General features: G+C 39.7%; 1 pseudogene. It reads left to right on the forward strand.

Annotated features, from left to right (window positions below):
• Window positions 1-247 (forward strand): annotated as a pseudogene (locus AAEY83_RS17550) (GGDEF domain-containing protein); the annotation flags it as partial.

Raw genomic sequence — 247 nt, forward strand, 5'->3', positions numbered from 1 at the left:
GGTCGGTGGTGCAGTGCTTAGCATGATGTTAATTAAACGCCAGTACGTTTGGTATATGTTTTTGACGCAAATTGCACTGGTTTTGTTGGCTATTATTTCGCCTTATTCTGGTATTCTTTTGCCTAATCTGCGCCAACTGACTATTGCCTATCCGATGATCGATACTTTTAGCTATCTAAGCTATAACGAAATTATGGTTATCGAAAATGCTATTGCCGCCTCCTTGTACAAGAATGAAGCATTAGGT

Origin of the sequence: Psychrobacter sp. TB20-MNA-CIBAN-0197, from assembly GCF_040309765.1 — a bacterium.
Lineage (GTDB): Bacteria > Pseudomonadota > Gammaproteobacteria > Pseudomonadales > Moraxellaceae > Psychrobacter > Psychrobacter submarinus.